We start from the raw sequence: 14429 nt of genomic DNA, 5'->3' as shown, positions 1-14429 counted from the left end.
GCGCATGCCGTCGGTGGCACGGCTCCCCTCTTGTCACTTCATTCCAACTATAAAAAAGGGGTGCCTGAGCACCCCTGAAATTCCCCTATGACGCGTTTCACTTAATGGCTGGGCAACAGGCCCGGCTGTACCAGTTGGCTCAAGGTATTGGCCTTGAGCAGGGCATCGGCCTGTTCGATATCCGGGGCGAAGAAGCGGTCCTTGTCGTAGTAGCCGACCTTTTCACGCAGGGCCTGACGCGCTACCTCCAGCGCTTCGGTGGTCTTGAGGCCATCGCGGAAGTCCAGCCCCTGACAGGCGGCCAGCCATTCGATGGCCAGCACGCCACGGCTGTTTTCCGCCATCGGCCACAGCCGACGGCCGCCGTTGGGGGCCATGGACACATGGTCCTCCTGGTTGGCTGACGTCGGCAGCGAGTCGACCGAGTGCGGGTGCGCCAGTGCCTTGTTGTCGGAGGCCAGCGCCGCGGCGGTGACCTGGGCGATCATGAAACCGGAGTTGACGCCGCCGTTTTCTACCAGGAACGGCGGCAAACCGGACATGTGGGTATCCATCATCAGCGACACGCGACGCTCGCTCAGGGAGCCGATTTCGGCAATCGCCAGCGCCAGGTTATCCGCCGCCATGGCCACCGGCTCGGCGTGGAAGTTACCGCCGGAGATCACATCGTTATCGTCGGCAAATACCAGCGGGTTGTCGGACACGGCGTTGCCCTCCACCAGCAGCACCTCGGCCACCTGACGCAGCTGAGTCAGGCAGGCCCCCATCACCTGGGGCTGGCAGCGCAGCGAGTACGGGTCCTGCACCTTGGCGCAGTTGCTGTGAGACTGGCTGACTGCGCTGGACTCGCCCAATACATGACGGTAACCGGCGGCGGCATCGATCTGCCCCTGCTGGCCACGCACCTCGTGGATGCGCGGATCGAACGGACGACGCGAGCTCAGGGTGGCCTCCACGGTCAGGCCGCCGATCACGATGGCGCTGGCGAACAGGTCTTCCGCTTCAAACAGACCGCGCAGGGCGAAGGCGGTCGACACCTGGGTGCCGTTCAGCAATGCCAGCCCCTCTTTCGGTGCCAGCGCCATCGGCGTGAGACCGGCAATTTCCAGCGCCTGACCGGCGCTGATCACCTCGCCTTTATAACGGGCGGTTCCTTCTCCCAGCAGCACACAGCTCATGTGGGCCAGGGGCGCCAGATCGCCGGAGGCGCCGACGGAGCCCTTGCCCGGAATGCAGGGATAAATTTCGTGATTGACCAGCGTCATCAGCGCTTCCAGCACCTGCAGCCGGATGCCGGAGAAGCCACGGGCCAGGCCGTTGATCTTCAGCACCATGATGAGGCGTACCAGCTGGTCGCTGACAAGCTCGCCCAGGCCGGTGGCGTGGGACAACACCAGCGAGCGCTGCAGGGTTTCCAGATCTTCCGGCTTGATACGGGTGCTGGCCAGCAGGCCAAAACCGGTGTTGATGCCGTACACGGTTCTGTCTTCGGCGACCATGCGGTTAACACAGTCGACAGAGGCCTGAATCGCGGCGTGGCAGCCGGGGGCCAGTTTGAGCTGGACCGGCTGTTCGTAGACCTGGCGCATCTCGGCCAGGGTCATTTTTCCGGGGTTGATGGTCAGCGTCGTCATCACATTAATCCTTGTTAACCATGGGCAGATCCAGACCCTGCTCGCGGGCACAGTCGATGGCGATATCATAACCGGCATCGGCGTGACGCATCACACCGGTACCCGGATCGTTGCGCAGTACCCGGCCCAGGCGGGCGGCGGCGGCATCGGTGCCGTCCGCCACTATTACCACACCCGAGTGCTGGCTGAAGCCCATGCCCACACCACCACCGTGGTGCAGCGATACCCAGGTCGCGCCGCCGGCGGTGTTGAGCAGGGCGTTGAGCAGCGGCCAATCGGACACCGCATCGGAGCCGTCGAGCATGGCTTCGGTTTCGCGGTTGGGGCTGGCAACGGAGCCGGAGTCTAGGTGATCACGACCTATTACGATGGGCGCTTTCAATTCGCCGCTCTTGACCATGTCGTTGAAGGCCAGCGCCAGACGGGCGCGGTCTTTCAGGCCAACCCAGCAGATACGGGCAGGCAGCCCCTGAAAGGCGATGCGCTCGCGCGCCATGTCCAGCCAGTTGTGCAGGTGCGGGTTGTCCGGGATCAGCTCCTTCACCTTGGCATCGGTCTTGTAGATATCTTCCGGATCGCCACTCAGCGCTACCCAGCGGAACGGACCTATGCCTTCGCAGAACAGCGGGCGCACATAGGCGGGCACGAAGCCGGGGAAGTCGAAGGCATTCTTCACCCCTTCTTCCAGCGCCATCTGACGGATGTTGTTGCCGTAATCCAGGGTCGCGGCACCGCGTTCCTGCAGATCCAGCATCGCCTGTACCTGTACCGCCATCGACTGCTTGGCGGCCTTGACCACGGCGGCCTCGTCCTGCTTGCGCATGGCGGCGGCATGCTCCATGGTCCAGCCCTGAGGCAGGTAGCCGTTCAGCGGATCGTGGGCGGAAGTCTGGTCGGTGACCACATCCGGGGTGATGTTGCGCGCGACCAGCTCCGGGAATACATCGGCGGCGTTACCCAGCAGACCGACGGAAATCGCTTCGCCCTTGGCCTTGGCTTCATCGATCATGGCCAGCGCCTCGTCCAGGCTGTAGGCCTTCTTGTCGACATAACGGGTGCGCAGACGGAAGTCGATACGGGTTTCGTCACACTCAACGGTAATACAGTTGAAACCGGCCATGGTGGCGGCCAGCGGCTGAGCGCCACCCATGCCACCCAGGCCACCGGTCAGCACCCAGCGCCCCTTGGCAACACCGTTGAAGTGCTGCTTGGCCACGGCGACGAAGGTTTCGTAGGTGCCCTGCACTATGCCCTGCGAGCCGATGTAGATCCAGGAACCGGCGGTCATCTGGCCGTACATCATCAGGCCTTTCTTATCCAGCTCGTTAAAGTGTTCCCAGTTAGCCCAGTGCGGCACCAGGTTGGAGTTGGCAAGCAGCACCCGCGGGGCGTCGGCGTGGGTCTTGAACACCCCCACCGGCTTGCCGGATTGCACCAGCAGGGTCTCGTCGTCTTCCAGCCGGGTCAGTACTTCGGCAATGCGATCGAAACAGTTCCAGTCGCGGGCCGCACGGCCGATGCCACCGTACACCACCAGATCTTCGGGGCGCTCGGCCACGTCCGGGTGCAGGTTGTTGTGCAGCATGCGGTAGGCGGCCTCGGTCAGCCAGCTCTTGCAGATTTTGTTCACGCCGGTCGGTGATTCGATAACGCGGCCTGGCGCGTGGCGCTTGTCTTGCTGTGACATATTTTGCTGTGACATGGTGGGTCCCTTTTACAGTGTCAAAGTATGAATTAACCGAGCCGCCAGCCGGGCCGTGTGGCCATCGACGTCGTACTCGGGATTAAGCTCGGCCAGATCGGCAAGTCGCAACTTGCCACTGGCGGTAATCTGTTCAATCAATGGTTCAATTACATCCAGTGCTACCCCTCGGGCGGCCGGTGCGCTGACACCGGGAGCCTGGGCGGCGGGAAACACATCGATATCTATGGTCAGGTACAGGTGGTCGCAGCGACCGATAAAACTGTTCAGCTCGCGCTGCATCTCGACCAGCCGGCTCTGGGTCATGGTTCTGTCTTCCCATGTCAGTACCTGCAGCTGTTCGGCCTTGTCGAACAGGGCCCGGGTATTGGAGGCCCGGCTCACGCCCAGACAGGCATACTGGAAGGGCCAACCCTTCTGCTCACAGGCCTGGGCTATCTGGGCAAAGGGGGTGCCGGAAGACACCACAAAGCCTGGGTCGCGCAGGTCGAAATGGGCATCAAAATTGATGATGCCGATGCGCGGAGGCTGCTCCTGCGTCGCTTCTTGTGCCGTAAAGTGTTGCGCCAGACCACTCCAGGAGCCGAAGGCCACCTCGTGGCCGCCCCCCATGACGATGGGCAGTTGCCGGTGCGCCAGGCACTCGGCGACCCGGTCGGCCAGGGCACGGTGCGCCGCTTCCAGATCTTCGCCTGCACAGACCACATCGCCGGCGTCATAAACCGGGGCCGACTGGTGCCAGGCCAGGCTCGCCAGCGTCTTGCGCATGGCGGCTGGGCCCTTGGCGGCTCCGGTGCGTCCCTTGTTGCGGCGCACGCCTTCGTCGCTGCAAAAACCAATCAGGGTGGTACCCGGCTCGGCCGCGGTGCCGAACGGCTGCACCTGCTGGTGCCAGCGGGCGGTGTTGGCCTCGGGATCGGTGCGACCGGTCCAGGTGCTCATGTCGATATTCATGCAAGCTCTCCAGACACAATGCGTTGAACGAGACGGGGCAGACCCACGCTGTAGGCCAGCTCCGCCGGGTTAGTGGTGTCCCACAGGCAGAAGTCCGCCTGCAGACCGGGCGCGATGCGACCCACCTCTGCCTGCAAGCCCAGCGCCCGGGCACCGTGGGCGGTGACACCGCGCAGGGCCTCGATGGGAGTCAGGCGAAACAGAGTGCAGGCCATATTCAGCATCAGTTTCAGGCTGAAGATGGGTGAGGTGCCCGGGTTGGCGTCGGTGGCCAGCGCCATCGGCACCCGGTAACGACGCAGCAGCTCGATGGGCGGCACCCTGGTTTCGCGCAAGATGAAGAAGGCGCCGGGCAACAGGGTGGCGACGGTACCGGCCTCGGCCAGCGCCTTGACCCCGTCTTCGTCCAGATATTCGATATGATCGACCGACAAGGCGCCGGCCCGGGCGGCGGCGGCGCTGCCGCCGAGGTTGGACAACTGCTCGGTGTGCCCCTTGATAGCCAGCCCATGGGCTTTGGCGGCGGTATAGACCCGCTCGCACTGCGCGACCGAGAAGGCGATGTTTTCGCAGAACACATCCACAGCGTCGGCAAGCCCTTCGGCGGCGGCAGCCGGAATCATTTGGTTGCACACCAGCTCGATGTAGCCGTCGGCATCGTCTTTGTATTCCGGTGGCAGGGCGTGGGCGCCGAGCAATGTGGTGACTACCCGAACCGGCAGCTCGCGGCCAAGGCGGCGCGCCACCCGCAGCATCTTCAATTCGTTGTCCAGATCCAGTCCGTAACCGGACTTGATTTCGACCGTGGTGGCGCCGTCGGCCATCAGGGCCTGCAGGCGGGGTTTGGCGCTCTCGAACAGCTCGTCTTCGGTGGCGGCACGGGTGGCCCGCACCGTGCTGATGATACCGCCGCCGGCACGGGCGATTTCTTCGTAGCTTTTACCTTCCAGCCGGGCTTCAAATTCGCCGGCGCGGTTGCCGCCGAACACCAGGTGGGTATGGCAGTCAATCAGTCCGGGGGTCATCAGGGCACCCTGGGCATCGATGCACTCGAAACCGGATTGATCATCGGTATTCAGTTCGCTCATCGGCTTGAGCCAGGCAATCCGGCCTTGCTGTACGGCCACCGCCATCGGCTCGGCGGCCGTATTCAGGCCATCAAACAGAATGGCATTCAACCAGAGGCGTGATGATGACTGAATCATGGGAATGTCCTTGATAAGCAATTTGTATATACATTTAATCCTATTTTTTTTATCTGGCAACCCCCAGAAAGTGAATTGAGCAAAAAATTTGACTCAACCCACACTATAAGCATAGGAGCCATTAACTTTTATTGTCTTTGTATATACATTGTACATTCATTATCCACATCGGTTACTCATCGCTAGTGACAAGGAGTTCTCATGAATCGGGTTACGGAGCAATCTAACGTCCCCGGCAAAGCCATCGGCCGGCTGCTCGGGTTGAGTACCGTCGGCATTTTTATCTTCTTCATTCCCATCAGCCTGCAGGGCAAGACCAGTATTCCGCTGGATCATATGGTCGGCTGGCTGCGTGCCGCCCTGGGTGAAACCGGCGCCGGCTGGTATGCCATGGCGATGATACTGGCGGGGGCGGTTTACCCGCTGATTACCGGGTGCTGGAAGCACAGTCTGACCGACCGCGTTTTTCTGCTGCTGAAGTGGCTGGGTGTTATCGCCGGCGCGCTGGCGCTCACCGGTGCCGGGCCCGCCGCCCTGCAGACGCCGGACATGCTGCCGTTTCTGTTCAACAAACTGGTGATTTCGGTGGGGCTGATCGTGCCCATCGGCTCGGTGTTTCTGGCCTTTCTGGTGGGCTATGGCCTGCTGGAAGCCATCGGTATTCTGGTGCAAAAGCTGATGCAGCCCATCTGGCGCACGCCGGGCCGCTCCGCCATCGATGCGGTCGCCTCCTTCGTCGGCAGCTACTCCATCGGCCTGCTGATCACCAACCGGGTCTATGTGTCCGGCCATTACTCGGCCCGGGAAGCGGCCATTATCGCCACCGGTTTTTCCACCGTGTCCGCCACCTTCATGATTATCGTGGCCAAAACGCTGGGGCTGATGGAGATCTGGAACCAGTACTTCTGGCTGACCCTGCTGATCACCTTTGTGGTCACCGCCATCACGGTACGACTACCGCCACTGTCACGGCTGGATAACCGGGCCGAGCACCGGGAGCCGGCCTGCGAGAACGGCAACCGTCTGGGTATTGCCTGGCAGAATGGTCTGGAGATTGCCGAGCAGGCGCCGAGTCTCGGCAGGAACGTCGTCGACAACTTCAAGGACGGCCTGGTGATGACCATCAGCATATTGCCGTCCATCATGTCGGTGGGGCTGATTGGCCTGCTGGTGGCCAAGTACACGCCGATGTTCGACTGGCTGGGCTATCTGTTCTATCCGGTGACCTGGCTGTGGGGAGTGGAAGACGGCATGCTGCTGTCCAAGGCCACCGCCTCGGGGCTGGCGGAAATGTTTCTGCCGGCGCTGTTGATGGCCGAAGCCGACTTTGTCGCCCGCTTCGCCGCCGGTGTGGTGTGTGTGTCGTCGATTCTGTTCTTCTCGGCGTCCATCCCCTGCATTCTGGCCACCCGACTGCCGCTGAAAGTGGGTACCCTGGTGCTGGTTTGGTTTATCCGCGCCTTTTTAAGCCTGCTGCTGGCCATTCCCGTGGCCATGCTGATCGCCCCCTGACCCCTACCAACAGCTTAGAACTTGAAGGCAGCGACCGAGTACCCCTAAGCAGACCCTCTGCGCCAGGGAAGGCGCGGTGGAGCCCCCAGGGAGGGGTTTACGGCGTGTCTGCGTGCGGTACTCGGTTGGTGTTTAAACTCTCGGGGTTACTATTAAACTTCCTCTCACCGGCCACCTCCACGCTCCGGGCTGGCTCCAGCTGCGGCTTACCGTTAAGATGTTGCCTTTTACACGAGACGACCTCATGGCCCTGACCGCCACCCTGCATAAAGTCCGCATGAATATCAGCGACTTGCACCGACACTATTACCAGGAACACAGCCTGACCGTGGCCCAGCATCCGTCCGAAACCGACACCCGGCTGATGGTGCGTCTGCTGGCTTTTATGCGCCACGCAGATGAAGATCTGAGCTTTACCAAGGGCTTGAGCACCGACGACGAGCCCGAGCTATGGCAGAAATCGCCGGATGGCCGCACTCTGTTGTGGGTCGAGTTGGGTGAGCCCAGCGTCAAGCGCATCAAACAGGCGCTGTCCCGGGCCGAGCAGGTGGTGGTGTACAGCTATGGCGGGCGCAGCGCCCAGGAATGGTGGAACAAGCATCAAACCGAGCTGGGCCAGTTGCCCCGGCTGCAGATTTATCACCTGGCCGACCCGCAACCGGCACAACTGGCCGAGCTCTGCCAACGTAGTATCGATTTGTTTGCCACCCTGCAGGAAAGTGAAATTCAGCTCACCGATGGCGAACACAGCCTGGACTTGATACTCGAACAGTGGCGGTAAATTTTAGGGACTGGGGAATAGGGAATAGGGATTAGGGATTAGGGATTAGGGATTAGGGCGGAGCTTGTAGGGCGGGTTTTAACCGGGCAAGGGGGCTTCATGTTGCATGGTTTGCCCGAATAAATTCGGGCCTACAGATTAGGGTCAGTGAATCCCTAATCCCTAGTCCCCGATCCCATCACTTACAGTTTCAGCGTTGAGCGCAGCTTGTATTTGTCGCCCGGATGCCACAGTCGGGCAAAACTGACCAGCTGATGCAACGACCAGGTGCGCCGGGTCACCAGCAGGCAGGGGGAGTCCGGCGATATCTGTAGCCAGTCGCAGATCTCGGCAGGCGCCATGCGGGCCTCTACTATATGTTCCAGATCCGACAGCGGGCAATGCGCCACCAGATAGGCGTTGGGCGTTTGTTGGCTAAAATCACACTGCAGATAGCCGGGCGCCAACGCCGGGTTGACGAAGCGCTCTTCCACCTGAATGGGAACACCATTCTCCTGATGCACTATCACCGAATGAAACACCCGGGCGTGGAGCCGCACGCCCATGTGCAGCGCGACTTCTTCGTTGGCCCGCATCGCTTCCAGCACGATAACGCTGTTACTGTATTCGTGACCGCGGCTTTGCACCTCGTCGGCTATATTGCTGATATCCGCCAGCGGTGATTCGGCCTTGGGTTCGGTGACGAAGGTGCCCAGCCCGGCCCGCCGCATCAGATAGCCTTCCTGCACCAGATCCCGAATGGCCTTGTGCGCCGTCATTCGGCTGACCTTGAATTGCCCGGCCAGCTCCTGCTCGGGCGGTATCTGCTGATGCAAGGGATACTCGCCAGACTCGATTCGAACCAGAATATGCTGTTTGATCTGCTGATAAAGGGGTATGGATTGGGTCACGTGGCCTCCTGTAACAATTTCAATTGTACATACAATTGCCGGGCTGTCACATACCACTCCCGGTTAAACCATGAACCGGATCCCGCCAAGGCTTTAAACAACCATCAATTTACGCTATGGTGCGCGCAAATTCAGTTCGCCATCGGCAGGAATACCTTGGACAAACATGAAGAAGTGCTGGTGGCACTGCGCCAGATCATCCGTGCAATCGACCTTCACTCCCGTCAGCTCAGCAAGGCCTCCGGCCTGACCGGCCCTCAGCTGCTGTTGCTGCAGGCCATCAGCGAGCATGGCGACATTACCATGCGCAATCTGGCCCAGGCCACGCACATGAGCCAGGCCACCGCCACCACCATTATCGACCGGCTGGAACAAAAACAGCTGGTGCGGCGTGAGCGCAGTCAGACCGACAAACGCAAGGTGTATGCCGTGCTGACCGACGATGGCAAAGCCAAAATCAAGACGGCACCACGACCGTTGCAGGAAAGCTTTATCCAGCGTTTTCAGTCACTCGAAACCTGGGAGCAGAACCTGCTGCTGTCTTCGGTACAGCGAATTTCGTCGATGATGAACGCCGACGCTCTGGACGTGGCCCCGCTGCTGCAGGTGGGCAGCCTGCTGCACGAATAAGATGATGTGAGGGGGAAAGGGTGAGGAGTGAGGAGTAAATCACCTCCCCTTACCCTTCACGCTCTTATCATTGCCCGCATTATTCCAACCCGATACCGATATTGGACACCCCGCCCTGGGCGGCAAAGTCCCGAATGGCCAGAATGGTCTCGGCCTCTCTCGGCTGACTCACTCGCTCCAGCAGCTCTACCTGAAATTCCATCTCCGCCATCATCAGCTCGTCTTCGTACAACTCTTCTTCACTCAGATCCCGCTCTGCCAGCAATTCGGCAAAACCGGCCACGGTACCGAGCGAGGCACCGCTGGCTTCGATGGCTTCTTCACCGATGCGACAAATCACCGAGTTATAGGCCGCCCCCAATGCAACACAGGCATCCAGTGCCGGATAGGCGCCGTAACTTTCAAAGCGGGAAGGATCGGGAATAAAACCTTCAAATGCTTCAAGCTCGGCGGTCAGATCTACCTTGGATCCCTTGACCGTCAGATAGGTCCAGAGGGTATCCAGTGTAGAGCGCAGACGCTCTCCGTTACCGAATCCGGAGGTATCGCTGAACAACCGGTAATTGGGATACATCCGCTCGGCCAGCGCCAGTGCAAACACTGTCTGCTGCCATGGAGCCAGCTTGTTGATTTTTTTATAAAATTTATCACCGAACACGGATATTTCCTTGTGGTTGGGGCTGCCGCCTTGTTGCCGATATGACCGTTTGCGGCCGAGGCTCACATTTTATGCGGGAAACACTGGTATAAGTTTATGCTTATGCCATTGTCTCATAAAACGCTGATACAAAAAGCATGTTGAGGAGAGAAGGTATGGCCAATCATACCCTGTTATTGCTCAGTCAGGACAACGCCGAATATCAGGCGCTGTTGCAGCAGGCCTACCTGCCCGGACTGACCATTCTGGCGCCCGAGCAGGAAGCGGATATTCAGGCGGCTCTGACCAGGGCCGACATACTGCTGGGCGAGCCGGCCCGACTTCGCGCCCGATTGAAAGAAGCGCGCGCCCTCAAGTGGGCACAGTCCACTTATGCCGGGGTCGATTTACTGCTCGGCCCCGACTGTCGCCAGAATTATCAGCTCACCAATATCAGGGGCATCTTCGGCCCGCTGATCAGCGAGTATGTGTTTGCTCATCTGCTGTCACTGAACCGCCATTTGCGTCACTACCGGGAACAGCAGCGGCTGCACAACTGGCAACCGATTCCTTACCAGAGCCTCATTGGCAAGACCATGCTGATCATCGGCACCGGCAGCATAGGCCAGCATGTGGCCCAGACCGCCGCCAACTTCGGACTGACCGTGCTGGGTATCAGCCGCTCCGGACGGGAAGCCCCCGGCTTCGAGCATGTCTATCAGTTGCCGGCGTTGAACAAGGTGCTGCCCAGAGCCGATGTGGTGGTAAGCGTACTGCCCTCAACCCCTCAGACTCGGGGCTTGTTCAGCGGCGACCGCATGGGCTTTTTCAAGCCCGGCGCCATCTTCTTCAACGTGGGCCGGGGCGATGTGGTAGATGAAAGTGCGCTGATCGAGGCCCTGCGCCACGGCAATCTCGGCGCCGCTGTGCTGGACGTATTTGCTACCGAGCCGCTGCCAGCCGAAAGCCCCTTGTGGGACATGCCCAACGTGGTCATCACCCCTCACAACGCCGGCTACAGCTTTCCGGATCAAATTGTCACCCGCTTCAGTCGCAACTACCTGAAATATATAGAAGGCAAGCCGATGGAAGGGCTGGTGAATTTCAATCTGGGATACTGATGGATACCGAGTTGGACCAACTGCTGCCACAGGTCAGGGCCTGCCGGTTATGTGAGGCCCACTTGCCATTGGGGCCAAGGCCTGTGGTACAAATGGCCCCTCAAGCCCGCATCATGATCATCGGTCAGGCGCCGGGCACCCGCGTACACGAAACCGGCATTCCCTGGAATGACCCCAGCGGCGACACCCTGCGCCACTGGCTGCAGCTGAGCCGGGAGCAGTTTTACGATCCTGATGTCATTGCCATCATGCCGATGGGCTTCTGTTACCCGGGGCGGGGCAAGAGCGGTGATCTGCCGCCTCGCCCCGAATGCGCCCCCACCTGGCATGAACCACTGCTGGCCGCCCTGCCCCACATTCGGCTCACCCTGCTGATAGGCCAGTATGCCCAGCGTTATTACCTGGGTAATCAGTATAAAACCCTGACCGAAACCGTTCGTCACTGGCGGGACTTTGCTCCCGACCGACTGCCCCTGCCCCACCCATCACCACGCAATCGCCGCTGGTTGAGCCAGAACCCCTGGTTCGAGCAGGAAGAACTGCCGGCATTGCGGGCGCGCGTACATCAAGTATTAGAGCGGTAAGCCGTCAGCTGTAAGCGATCAGCTAAAGATATACACCTTCTTTAGCTTGGCTCCGTGTTTTTCTGACAGCTTAAAGCTTATCGCTGACAGCTATTTTGTTAGCCCCGCTTCGGCACCAGTTGCGACAGCAGGAACAAACCGGCGGCCACCACCACCACCGAAGGACCGGCGGGGGTATCATGGCTGATCGACAGCTGCAGACCGCCAACCACCGCCAGCATGCCCAGACCGCTGGCATACAGCGCCATTTGTTCCGGCGTGCGGCTGAAGCGACGGGCGGTGGCGGCGGGAATGATCAGCAGCGAGGTGATGATCAGCGCCCCGACAAATTTCATCGCCACCGCGATCAGCACGCTGATCATCATCAACAGCAGGAGTTTCAGCGGCTCGACCCGAATTCCCTCCACCCGCGCCAGCTCTTCACTGACGGTAATGGACAGCAACTGACTCCAGTAGTGGCGCAGGATCAGCAGCAAGACCACGCCACCACCGAAAATCCAGTACAGATCTACCAGCTGGATCGCCAGCAGATCGCCGAACAGGTAGGCCATCAGATCGACACGCACATTCTCCATAAAGGCCAGCGCCACCAGGCCCAGCGACAGGGAGGTATGGGCCAGAATGCCGAGCAGGGTGTCGGTGGCCAGCCAGCTGGCTCGTTGCAACGCCGCCAGCAGAATACCGAGGCATAAACAGGCCACCAGCACCGCCAGTGTCAGATCGATTTGCAGCAGCAGGCCCAGCGCCACCCCCAACAGGGAAGAATGGGCCAGGGTATCGCCAAAATAGGCCATGCGCCGCCAGACGACGAAGCTGCCGAGCGGGCCCGCCAGCAGGGCGATGCCCAGACCCGCCAGCAGGGCATAAAGCAGAAAACTATCCCACATGGCGTACATCTCCGTGGTGGTCATCATCACAATCATGGTGGTGGGTGTACACCGCCAGCTGGGCCAGTTCGGGCCGGCCGAACAGACGGGCAAATTCGGGGTGACGCGCCACATGTTCCGGCTCGCCATGACAACAGATATGCTGATTCAGACAAATCACCCTGTGGGTACTGGCCATCACCAGATGCAAGTCATGCGACACCATCAGTACGCCGCACTTCAGCTCGTCACTGAGCTGCTTGATCAGGGTGTAAAGCTCGGTCTGGCCGTGCACATCCACCCCCTGGGCCGGTTCGTCCAGGATCAGCAGTTCGGGCTCCATCATCAGAGCCCGTGCCAGCAAAATACGCTGCATTTCACCGCCCGACAAGGCCTGCATGGCCCGCTCTGCCAGCCGTTCGGCCCCGACTCTGGACAATGCCTGAGCCACCGTCAGCCGCCGACCATGCGACAGGCTCATGAAACGGGCGACGGTCAGCGGCAGCACCGGATCCAGATGCAATTTTTGCGGCACATAGCCGATGCGCAGCCCCGGCTTGCGCCACAGCTTGCCGGTGTTGCCCTCGTTCAGACGCAGCACCAGCTTCATCAACGAGCTTTTGCCGGCACCGTTCGGCCCGACGATGGTCAGAATTTCACCGCGATTCAGGGTGAGAGAGATCCGCTCGAGAATAACGGTACCATCAATTTCCAGCCCGACGTCGGTCAGTTCAACCAGCTTGGTCATTTGCTTTACGCCTTTACATCTCAATTTGTAATATTATAACATTGCTTGCTTGCCGAACTCTATCATCAATCCGGACGACCCCATCATGAGAGCCCTGTTTTTACTGACGCTGTCCCTGCTGCTGAGCGGCCAGGCCCGCGCGCTGGAAGTACTCACCACCATCAAGCCCCTGCAACTGATTGCCAGCGCCATTACCGACGGCGGCAAGGCTCCCGAATTATTGCTTGCTCCGGGTACGTCCCCCCACGACTACGCCCTGCGCCCGTCAGACGTACGCCGGATCAAGCAGGCGGATCTGGTGGTCTGGGTCGGTCCGGAGCTGGAAGGCTTTTTGACCCCCTTGCTCGAAAACCAGGCCAACAGCCTGGCCTTGCTGGCACAGATTAATACCGACGATCATCACCCCGCTCCCGGCCAGGAACACCACGATCATGCCGGCCATGCAGACCATGCAGACCATGCAGACCATGCAGACCATGCAGACCATGCAGACCATGCAGACCATGCAGACCATGATGATCACTCACATCGCCATCACGACAAACATGATGCCGATAACATCGCCGGCGACAACGACGATGATGGCCACGGCCACCGGCATGGAGAGCTGGATACCCATATCTGGCTGGATCCTCATCATGCGGAAAAAATTGCCAGCCTGCTGGCCGAGAGACTGATTCAGTTGGATCCGAGTAATCATGATCTGTATCAACGCAATCTGGCCGCGTTTCGAGCAGGCTTGGATGAAACCGATCGACAGGTAGCCGAACGTCTGGCTGCCACCGCCGGCATCGGTTACTTCGTGTTCCACGATGCCTACGGCTACTGGGAGGATCATTACCAGTTAGCGTCACTCGGATACTTTACCGTCAATCCGGAACGCGCTCCCGGCGCCAGAACCGTGTCACGCATTCATAAGTCACTGCAACAATCACAGGCACAATGCGTGTTTGCCGAGCCCCAGTTCAGGCCCGCCGTAGTCGAAGCCGTGGTGCGTGGTACCGAGGCTCGTATCGGCATACTGGATCCCTTAGGTGCCGACATTAAAATTGGAGCCCAAAGTTATTTTACTTTTATGTTTCAGTTAGCGAACAGCATGGCCGTTTGCTTACTTAACGAAACCTAAAAACTTGAAATAAAATCCGGTACAATACGGAACTTTATT

Annotated in this window: 14 protein-coding genes; 6 read left to right on the top strand and 8 right to left on the bottom strand. The window is 59.9% G+C overall.

What is annotated here, in order from left to right:
• Positions 1-101: 101 nt before the first annotated feature.
• Genes hutH through hutI form a run of 4 tightly spaced genes read right to left on the bottom strand, consistent with a single transcriptional unit; the run spans position 102 to position 5495 of the window.
• On the bottom strand, positions 102-1634 hold the full coding sequence (hutH, locus tag ABD827_RS02710; protein WP_344962113.1) for a histidine ammonia-lyase: 1533 nt from the start codon (positions 1632-1634) through the stop codon (positions 102-104).
• 4 nt (positions 1635-1638) lie between these two features.
• Entirely contained in the window at positions 1639-3336 is a 1698-nt protein-coding gene (hutU, locus tag ABD827_RS02705) for a urocanate hydratase (RefSeq protein WP_344962111.1), read from the bottom strand.
• A gap of 12 nt (positions 3337-3348) precedes the next feature.
• Complete coding sequence (gene hutG, locus ABD827_RS02700; RefSeq protein ID WP_344962109.1) at positions 3349-4290, bottom strand: formimidoylglutamase; 942 nt, start codon at positions 4288-4290, stop codon at positions 3349-3351.
• Positions 4287-5495, bottom strand: a complete 1209-nt coding sequence (gene hutI / locus ABD827_RS02695; RefSeq protein ID WP_344962107.1) for an imidazolonepropionase — start codon at positions 5493-5495, stop codon at positions 4287-4289. The genes hutG and hutI overlap by 4 nt, the downstream gene beginning before the upstream one ends.
• A 201-nt stretch (positions 5496-5696) precedes the next feature.
• Here hutI and ABD827_RS02690 point away from each other — a divergent pair, with 201 nt between their 5' ends.
• Both ABD827_RS02690 and ABD827_RS02685 read left to right on the top strand, forming a co-directional pair.
• On the top strand, positions 5697-7007 hold the full coding sequence (locus ABD827_RS02690; RefSeq protein WP_344962105.1) for a YjiH family protein: 1311 nt from the start codon (positions 5697-5699) through the stop codon (positions 7005-7007).
• Positions 7008-7251: 244 nt separating this feature from the next.
• On the top strand, positions 7252-7788 hold the full coding sequence (locus ABD827_RS02685) for a YaeQ family protein (RefSeq protein WP_344962103.1): 537 nt from the start codon (positions 7252-7254) through the stop codon (positions 7786-7788).
• Between the two features lie 182 nt (positions 7789-7970).
• On the opposite strand, the gene hutC is transcribed toward ABD827_RS02685, so the two are convergent.
• Positions 7971-8678, bottom strand: a complete 708-nt coding sequence (gene hutC / locus ABD827_RS02680) for a histidine utilization transcriptional repressor HutC (RefSeq protein WP_298716022.1) — start codon at positions 8676-8678, stop codon at positions 7971-7973.
• Between the two features lie 156 nt (positions 8679-8834).
• Here hutC and ABD827_RS02675 point away from each other — a divergent pair, with 156 nt between their 5' ends.
• Positions 8835-9308 (top strand): MarR family winged helix-turn-helix transcriptional regulator, encoded by a 474-nt coding sequence (locus ABD827_RS02675; protein ID WP_344962100.1) that lies wholly within the window; start codon positions 8835-8837, stop codon positions 9306-9308.
• A gap of 79 nt (positions 9309-9387) precedes the next feature.
• Here ABD827_RS02675 and ABD827_RS02670 read toward each other — a convergent pair whose 3' ends face one another.
• Positions 9388-9966, bottom strand: a complete 579-nt coding sequence (locus ABD827_RS02670) for a YjaG family protein (RefSeq protein ID WP_298716026.1) — start codon at positions 9964-9966, stop codon at positions 9388-9390.
• A gap of 155 nt (positions 9967-10121) precedes the next feature.
• Here ABD827_RS02670 and ABD827_RS02665 point away from each other — a divergent pair, with 155 nt between their 5' ends.
• Both ABD827_RS02665 and ABD827_RS02660 read left to right on the top strand, forming a co-directional pair.
• Positions 10122-11066 (top strand): D-2-hydroxyacid dehydrogenase, encoded by a 945-nt coding sequence (locus ABD827_RS02665; RefSeq protein ID WP_344962098.1) that lies wholly within the window; start codon positions 10122-10124, stop codon positions 11064-11066.
• On the top strand, positions 11066-11650 hold the full coding sequence (locus tag ABD827_RS02660) for a uracil-DNA glycosylase family protein (RefSeq protein ID WP_344962096.1): 585 nt from the start codon (positions 11066-11068) through the stop codon (positions 11648-11650). Before ABD827_RS02665 ends, ABD827_RS02660 begins: the two co-directional genes overlap by 1 nt.
• A 98-nt stretch (positions 11651-11748) precedes the next feature.
• Here ABD827_RS02660 and znuB read toward each other — a convergent pair whose 3' ends face one another.
• The gene (gene znuB, locus ABD827_RS02655; protein ID WP_298716032.1) at positions 11749-12537 is read right to left on the bottom strand and encodes a zinc ABC transporter permease subunit ZnuB; all 789 of its coding nucleotides are present in this window, start codon (positions 12535-12537) and stop codon (positions 11749-11751) included.
• Positions 12527-13264 (bottom strand): zinc ABC transporter ATP-binding protein ZnuC, encoded by a 738-nt coding sequence (gene znuC, locus ABD827_RS02650; RefSeq protein ID WP_298716034.1) that lies wholly within the window; start codon positions 13262-13264, stop codon positions 12527-12529. Before znuC ends, znuB begins: the two co-directional genes overlap by 11 nt.
• Before the next feature lie 85 nt (positions 13265-13349).
• Between znuC and ABD827_RS02645 the strand changes: the two genes are divergently transcribed.
• On the top strand, positions 13350-14390 hold the full coding sequence (locus tag ABD827_RS02645) for a zinc ABC transporter substrate-binding protein (RefSeq protein WP_344962092.1): 1041 nt from the start codon (positions 13350-13352) through the stop codon (positions 14388-14390).
• Positions 14391-14429: the final 39 nt, after the last annotated feature.

The organism is Oceanisphaera sediminis (assembly GCF_039539745.1).
Taxonomy (GTDB): domain Bacteria; phylum Pseudomonadota; class Gammaproteobacteria; order Enterobacterales; family Aeromonadaceae; genus Oceanimonas; species Oceanimonas sediminis.
The sequence above is the reverse complement of the archived record's forward strand: the minus strand, read 5'-3'. Positions and strand labels throughout refer to the sequence as shown.

Coding starts and splice junctions, on each gene's coding strand:
- hutH (WP_344962113.1), bottom strand. CDS start 1,634: ATGACGACGCTGACCATCAACCCCGGAAAAATGACCCTGGCCGAGATG.
- hutU (WP_344962111.1), bottom strand. CDS start 3,336: ATGTCACAGCAAAATATGTCACAGCAAGACAAGCGCCACGCGCCAGGC.
- hutG (WP_344962109.1), bottom strand. CDS start 4,290: ATGAATATCGACATGAGCACCTGGACCGGTCGCACCGATCCCGAGGCC.
- hutI (WP_344962107.1), bottom strand. CDS start 5,495: ATGATTCAGTCATCATCACGCCTCTGGTTGAATGCCATTCTGTTTGAT.
- ABD827_RS02690 (WP_344962105.1), top strand. CDS start 5,697: ATGAATCGGGTTACGGAGCAATCTAACGTCCCCGGCAAAGCCATCGGC.
- ABD827_RS02685 (WP_344962103.1), top strand. CDS start 7,252: ATGGCCCTGACCGCCACCCTGCATAAAGTCCGCATGAATATCAGCGAC.
- ABD827_RS02665 (WP_344962098.1), top strand. CDS start 10,122: ATGGCCAATCATACCCTGTTATTGCTCAGTCAGGACAACGCCGAATAT.
- ABD827_RS02660 (WP_344962096.1), top strand. CDS start 11,066: ATGGATACCGAGTTGGACCAACTGCTGCCACAGGTCAGGGCCTGCCGG.
- znuB (WP_298716032.1), bottom strand. CDS start 12,537: ATGTGGGATAGTTTTCTGCTTTATGCCCTGCTGGCGGGTCTGGGCATC.
- znuC (WP_298716034.1), bottom strand. CDS start 13,264: ATGACCAAGCTGGTTGAACTGACCGACGTCGGGCTGGAAATTGATGGT.
- ABD827_RS02645 (WP_344962092.1), top strand. CDS start 13,350: ATGAGAGCCCTGTTTTTACTGACGCTGTCCCTGCTGCTGAGCGGCCAG.